The sequence below is a fragment of the Pseudomonadota bacterium genome, assembly GCA_030859565.1.
In the GTDB taxonomy this organism is placed as follows: Bacteria; Pseudomonadota; Gammaproteobacteria; order JACCXJ01; family JACCXJ01; genus USCg-Taylor.
The window spans coordinates 1-5,121 of the sequence record JALZJW010000198.1 but is presented as its reverse complement, the minus strand read 5'-3'; the positions used below and the strand labels follow the sequence as shown (position 1 = coordinate 5,121).

At 62.7% G+C, this 5,121-nt stretch carries 4 protein-coding genes and 2 pseudogenes; 3 read left to right on the top strand and 3 right to left on the bottom strand.

Annotated features, from left to right (window positions below; translation table 11 throughout):
* Both M3436_19110 and M3436_19105 read right to left on the bottom strand, forming a co-directional pair.
* A pseudogene (locus tag M3436_19110) lies at positions 1 to 276 on the bottom strand (DNA polymerase IV).
* A 72-nt stretch (positions 277 to 348) separates the two neighbouring features.
* Positions 349 to 774: pseudogene (locus tag M3436_19105) on the bottom strand (glycerophosphodiester phosphodiesterase).
* Between M3436_19105 and glpK the strand changes: the two are divergent.
* Positions 773 to 2,287 (top strand): glycerol kinase GlpK, encoded by a 1,515-nt coding sequence (glpK, locus tag M3436_19100; protein MDQ3566100.1) that lies wholly within the window; start codon positions 773 to 775, stop codon positions 2,285 to 2,287. The pseudogene M3436_19105 and the gene glpK sit on opposite strands and share 2 nt — an antisense overlap.
* Here glpK and M3436_19095 read toward each other — a convergent pair.
* The gene (locus M3436_19095) at positions 2,253 to 2,513 is read right to left on the bottom strand and encodes a hypothetical protein (GenBank protein ID MDQ3566099.1); all 261 of its coding nucleotides are present in this window, start codon (positions 2,511 to 2,513) and stop codon (positions 2,253 to 2,255) included. The two genes, glpK and M3436_19095, sit on opposite strands and share 35 nt — an antisense overlap.
* Before the next feature lie 27 nt (positions 2,514 to 2,540).
* On the opposite strand from M3436_19095, the gene M3436_19090 reads away from it, so the two are divergent.
* Both M3436_19090 and M3436_19085 read left to right on the top strand, forming a co-directional pair.
* Positions 2,541 to 3,023, top strand: coding sequence for a M48 family metallopeptidase (locus tag M3436_19090; GenBank protein ID MDQ3566098.1), 483 nt, complete (start codon positions 2,541 to 2,543; stop codon positions 3,021 to 3,023).
* 189 nt (positions 3,024 to 3,212) lie between these two features.
* Positions 3,213 to 4,706, top strand: coding sequence for a cytochrome P450 (locus tag M3436_19085; protein ID MDQ3566097.1), 1,494 nt, complete (start codon positions 3,213 to 3,215; stop codon positions 4,704 to 4,706).
* Positions 4,707 to 5,121: the final 415 nt, after the last annotated feature.

Sequence of the window (5,121 nt, the reverse complement as noted above, 5' to 3'; positions counted from 1 at the left end):
CCCGCTTGAGACATGTTCGCGCTGCAGCTCGGATGGTCTCCGGATCCGTCGTCGCTTGCTCTCGCGTGACGTCGCGGGTCACTGTCCGGAAATCATCATAGCGGAGTTTGATACCGATGGTCTTCCCAAGGTACCGGGTGGGGAGATCCGCATCGGAAAATACCGTCAATCCGTCCGGTTCCTGCAGCTCCGAGGCGAGCTTGGCGAGGAGCTTGTTGGGTGTGATCCCAATGGAGCAAGACGGCCGGTTGCGCGTCGCACGTTGGCCTTGATGCGCTGAGCGAATTCTACGGTGACACCTGATCACATGCCGAGGCGCAGGGCGTCACGGGCCCGCCGCTCGTTCATCGCCCGGACGAGGTTTAGGATCTCCTCGAAGGTGGGGATCTCGAAGATCCCGTCGAAGCGCGTGTTGTCGGGCCGGAGTTCCGGGAGCCGTTCTCTCGCGCGGAGCGTTTTGACCTCGGCGAGTGTGAAGTCCTCCGCGAACCAGCCGGTTACCGGCTCGCCGTCGATGGACTTCTCGGTCCTGCGATCGGCGAATTCGGGACGAGAGGCAACATCGGTCGTGCCCCCGATCTCGTTTTCATGGCGCGCGATGAGCACACCGTTCTTGGTGATGACGACGTTGGGCTCGATGAAATCGGCGTCCTGCTCGATGGCCATGGCGTAGGCCATGAGGGTGTGCTCGGGGAGATAGCCGCTCGCCCCGCGATGGGCGATGACGATCCCGATTGGCGGCCACACGCCCCGACACTGTAGCATAAAGGCCATGCGCTACCTCCTCGCCCTCGACCAAGGTACGACCAGCTCCCGCGCCTTACTCTTCGACGAGCACGCGGCCTTGCTGGGGATGGCCCAGGAGGAGCATCTCCAGGACTATCCGCAGCCGGGCTGGGTCGAGCACGATCCCGAGCTGCTCTGGCAGACCCAGCTCCGGACGGCCCGCCAGGTGCTGGCCGAGGCCCGAGTGAGCGCACGCGAGGTCGCGGCTATCGGGATCACCGACCAGCGCGAGACGACCCTGCTCTGGGAGCGGACAAGTGGCCGGCCGCTCGCGAAGGCCATCGTCTGGCAGGACCGCCGCACGACGGGGCACTGCGAGCGCCTGCGGGCGGCGGGTCTCGAGCCCATGGTCCGGGACAAGACCGGGCTCCTCCTCGACCCCTATTTCAGTGCCACGAAGCTCGCCTGGTTGCTCGACCAGGTGCCGGGCGCGCGCGCCCGGGCCGAGCGCGGGGAGCTCTGCTTCGGGACGGTCGACAGCTTCCTGCTCTTTCGGCTCACGGGCGGCGCGGTGCACGCCACCGATTGCTCGAACGCCGCCCGCACCCTGCTCTTCAACATCCACACCCTAGCCTGGGACGAGGAGCTGCTACGACTCTTTGAGATCCCGCGCTCGCTGCTCCCCGAAGTGCGGCCGAGCGCCCATGTCTTCGGCGATACAGAGGCGGGGCTCTTCGGTGCGCCCATTCCGATTGGCGGGATGGCGGGCGATCAGCAGGCCGCGACCTTCGGCCAGGCCTGCTTCGACCCCGGCATGGTCAAGAACACCTACGGCACCGGCGCGTTCCTCCTCATGAACACGGGCCACACTCCGATCGCCTCGCGCCACCGGCTCTTGACCACCGTCGCCTGGCAGTTGGGCGTTGGAGCGCGGCCCACCTATGCCCTCGAAGGCAGCATCTTCGTGACCGGGGCGGCCGTGCAGTGGCTGCGTGACGGTCTCGGGCTCATCCGCGATGCGGCCGAGACCGAGGCCCTGGCCCGCTCGGTCCCGGACAATGGCGGGGTGTATATAGTCCCGGCCTTCGTGGGATTGGGGGCACCCTACTGGGACCCCGAGGCACGTGGCACTCTCACGGGCCTCACGCGCGGGACGGGGCGCGCCCACCTCGCGCGCGCCGTGCTGGAGGCGGCGTGCTATCAGACCCGCGACGTTGTCGAGTCCATGCAAGCGGATGCCGGCACGCCGCTCTCCGAGCTGCGCGTAGACGGAGGCATGGCGCGCAACGACTTCTTTCTGCAGCTTCAGGCCGATTTGCTCGGGATCCCGGTGGCGCGTACCGCCATCACTGAGACGACGGCGCTTGGGGCGGCCTATTTTGCCGGGCTCGCCACGGGGTTGTTCGAAAGCACAGAGGAAATCGCGGTGGGCTGGCGCCCCGAGCGACGCTTTGAGGCCGCGATCTCTCAGGACCGGCGCGATGCGCTTTACGCGGGATGGAAACATGCGGTCGCTCGGGCGCGGCTTAGGGCGCTAGAACTGCAGGCGAGTCATCTTTGACTGCATCACGTCGGCCGGATAAAATCGAGTGCCGTAAAGCCTGTCTGAGATCGACAAAGCCGATGCCGTCGCGGCCTCGCAGCGGATCGAAGGCGTCGGCCTGTTGCGACTGAGCGCGTCCGTATCCTCCGGCATGTGCCCATCGCTGATCTATCGTAGTGTCCGGCTTGAGCCGGACCGTCAGCCATCGCTGCCATTCGAACCCGCCTTCGTCTTTGTTCGCCATCCACGCGCGCGCAGATATGTGATTCGTGTGGCCGACGATGGAACGGTCCGGGTGACCATTCCGCGGTGGGGCTCGAAGCGCGAGGCTGCGGCATTCGCGGACCGGGAGCGAGCCTGGATACAGAAGCAGCAGCAACGGCGTGAGCAGGAGCGCCTGCGTCCGAAACCCACGACGATATCGTCGGCAGTCGAGCGCGAACTCCGAGACCGCGCGAAGCGCGAGCTCCCCGCCCGCCTTCTGGAACTAGCCGCCCTGCACGGCCTTACGGTCACTCGGATCAGCGTCCGCAACCAACGCTGGCGGTGGGGCTCGTGCTCCCGGAAGGGCCGTATCTGTCTGAACTGGCGCCTTGTGCAGATGCCAGATTCAGTCCGCGACTACGTGATGATCCACGAGCTGATGCACCTGAAGCGGATGGACCACTCGCCGAAGTTCTGGAAGCTTGTCGCGGGGGCTTGTCCGGACTTCAAATCGGCTCGCGTATGGCTGCGTGCAATCCGAAATCTTTGAGGTCACAAAGACTAGCACCGCATCGGGCTAAAAAGTTAGCTTCCATCTGCCGGTTCCGATCTGCTTACCGCGCAGGTACCCGCCTTGACTCACCTCGCTGTGGTACTCTTAGGAAATATCGGTCGGCGGTGTCGAATTGCCGGAGCATTTTGTGCCAAATATTCGTGACATGAGCAACGCTAGCAAGTTATGAAGGCCCTCGCCATGCATCACACGTTGGGACAACACCTGGGTATTCCGGGGCCCCCGCCTGCCCCTATCCTTGGACGTTGGGCCAACATGCTGCAATTCGGCCGCGACCCCCTCGGGCATGCTGGACGGCTCTTCGGGCGCTACGGTCAGGTGGTCGTGCTCGCGAAGGGTGCCAAGACCAATCTCTATTCCCCCCTCGACGATTGCCCCGCTACGGTCCTCGCTTACGGTCCCGAGGCCACACGCGCGGCCAGCACGCAGCACGATATCTATTTCAAGTATCCACTCTCTGGCCCAAGGTATCGGTTGAAGGACCGTTCGAAGCGCACGGCACCGCTCAGACATTTCGCAGTGGGGCTATTCGGGATCAACTTAGAGGAACACCGCGAGCATCGCCGGCTGGTCATGCCCGCCTTCCACACCAGGCGGGTGGGCTCCTATCTCGACACCATGGTCGAGGTTACCGAATCGTGCCTCGATGTCTGGCGTACCGGCGAGCAACGTAACATGATGCAGGAACTACGGGTTCTCACCATGCGTATCGCCACGCGCACCCTGTTCGGTGCGGATATAGGTGAGCGTGGTCGCAGAATCGGCCCGCTGCTCCAAACGGCATTCAACGCACTCGTTCATCCCTTGAGCCGACTTTTACCCTATGACGTCCCAGGCTTACCCTTCCATCGATTCCTCACTTTGATCGGTGTATTAGATACCGAGATGCGCCGCATTATTGAACAGAAGTGCCAGGCGGGTCGTGAAGGCGACGACATGCTCTCCATCCTGCTACAAGCGCGCGATAGCGAGAGCGGGCTTGCGCTGAGTGAAGACGAATTGATCGGGCACACAAACGTCTTTTTCCTCGCAGGTCATGAGACCACCGCTAACGCGCTCACCTGGACGTTGTTCTTACTATCCCAACATCCGGGCGTTGCGGCTGATTTGGTGGACGAACTCGAATCAGTGTTACACGGGGCAGCGCCCACGTTGGCGCAACTGGAACAGTTACCGTTCCTCGACCAGGTCGTCAAGGAGAGCCTGCGCATGTTCACGCCCGCCGTGTTTAACGGCAGAGTGACCTCGCAGCCGACCCAGTTCTGCGGCTACGGCCTGCCGGCCGGAACGGAAGTGTTCGTGAGCATCTATCATACCCACCGTATGCCGGAGATCTTTGCGGAACCTACACGCTTTCGTCCCCGACGCTGGGATAGTAGCCACCCCTCGATTTTTGAGTACAACCCCTTCAGCGCCGGTCCGCGTATGTGCATCGGCTGGCAGTTCGCCCTGCAAGAGATAAAAATCGTGCTCGCACTGCTCATGCAGCGGTTCCGGCTCCAATGCGTGCCAAACGTCGTTATCAATCGCGCGGCGAGTATCGTGCTGACGCCAGAACGCGGATTGCCCATGACCATCCATGCCCAGGACCGGCGGTTCCACTCTGGCGTTGGGGATGTGCGCGGGAACGTGCGGGAAATGGTGGAACTACCAACCTGATTCAACCCGGCCCCAGGCTTTCGCTCGCGGCTATCTTGTGATCGCTGTACGCCACTCGAATACTGCCGTACCCTCCCCCTTTATCCAAGCAGTAAAACTTCTGTGTCGCGAATTCGTAAGTCTACCTGAATATTAGGGCAAAACGCAGTCTTGTCCCGGAGGCGAAAGCTGTTAACGTTTCCCGCATGTGGGAGCTATTCATTTTCCCGCCGCGGGCATGACTCATCGCGAGGTCCAACGAAATTAAAAGGCCGAGAATACTTGCGGAGCACAGGTTTCTGTGGCCTACAATCAAGCGGTGTTTATTTCAATGATCATTCCCGCCTCGCGCAGTCGTTCAACGAGTACCTCACCGAGCCCGGTGGCCGGCGTCAGGACGCCTCCGCGCTCATACCCGCCAGGCAGGGCATCGGTG

Coding starts and splice junctions, on each gene's coding strand:
- glpK (MDQ3566100.1), top strand. CDS start 773: ATGCGCTACCTCCTCGCCCTCGACCAAGGTACGACCAGCTCCCGCGCC.
- M3436_19095 (MDQ3566099.1), bottom strand. CDS start 2,513: ATGGCGAACAAAGACGAAGGCGGGTTCGAATGGCAGCGATGGCTGACG.
- M3436_19085 (MDQ3566097.1), top strand. CDS start 3,213: ATGAAGGCCCTCGCCATGCATCACACGTTGGGACAACACCTGGGTATT.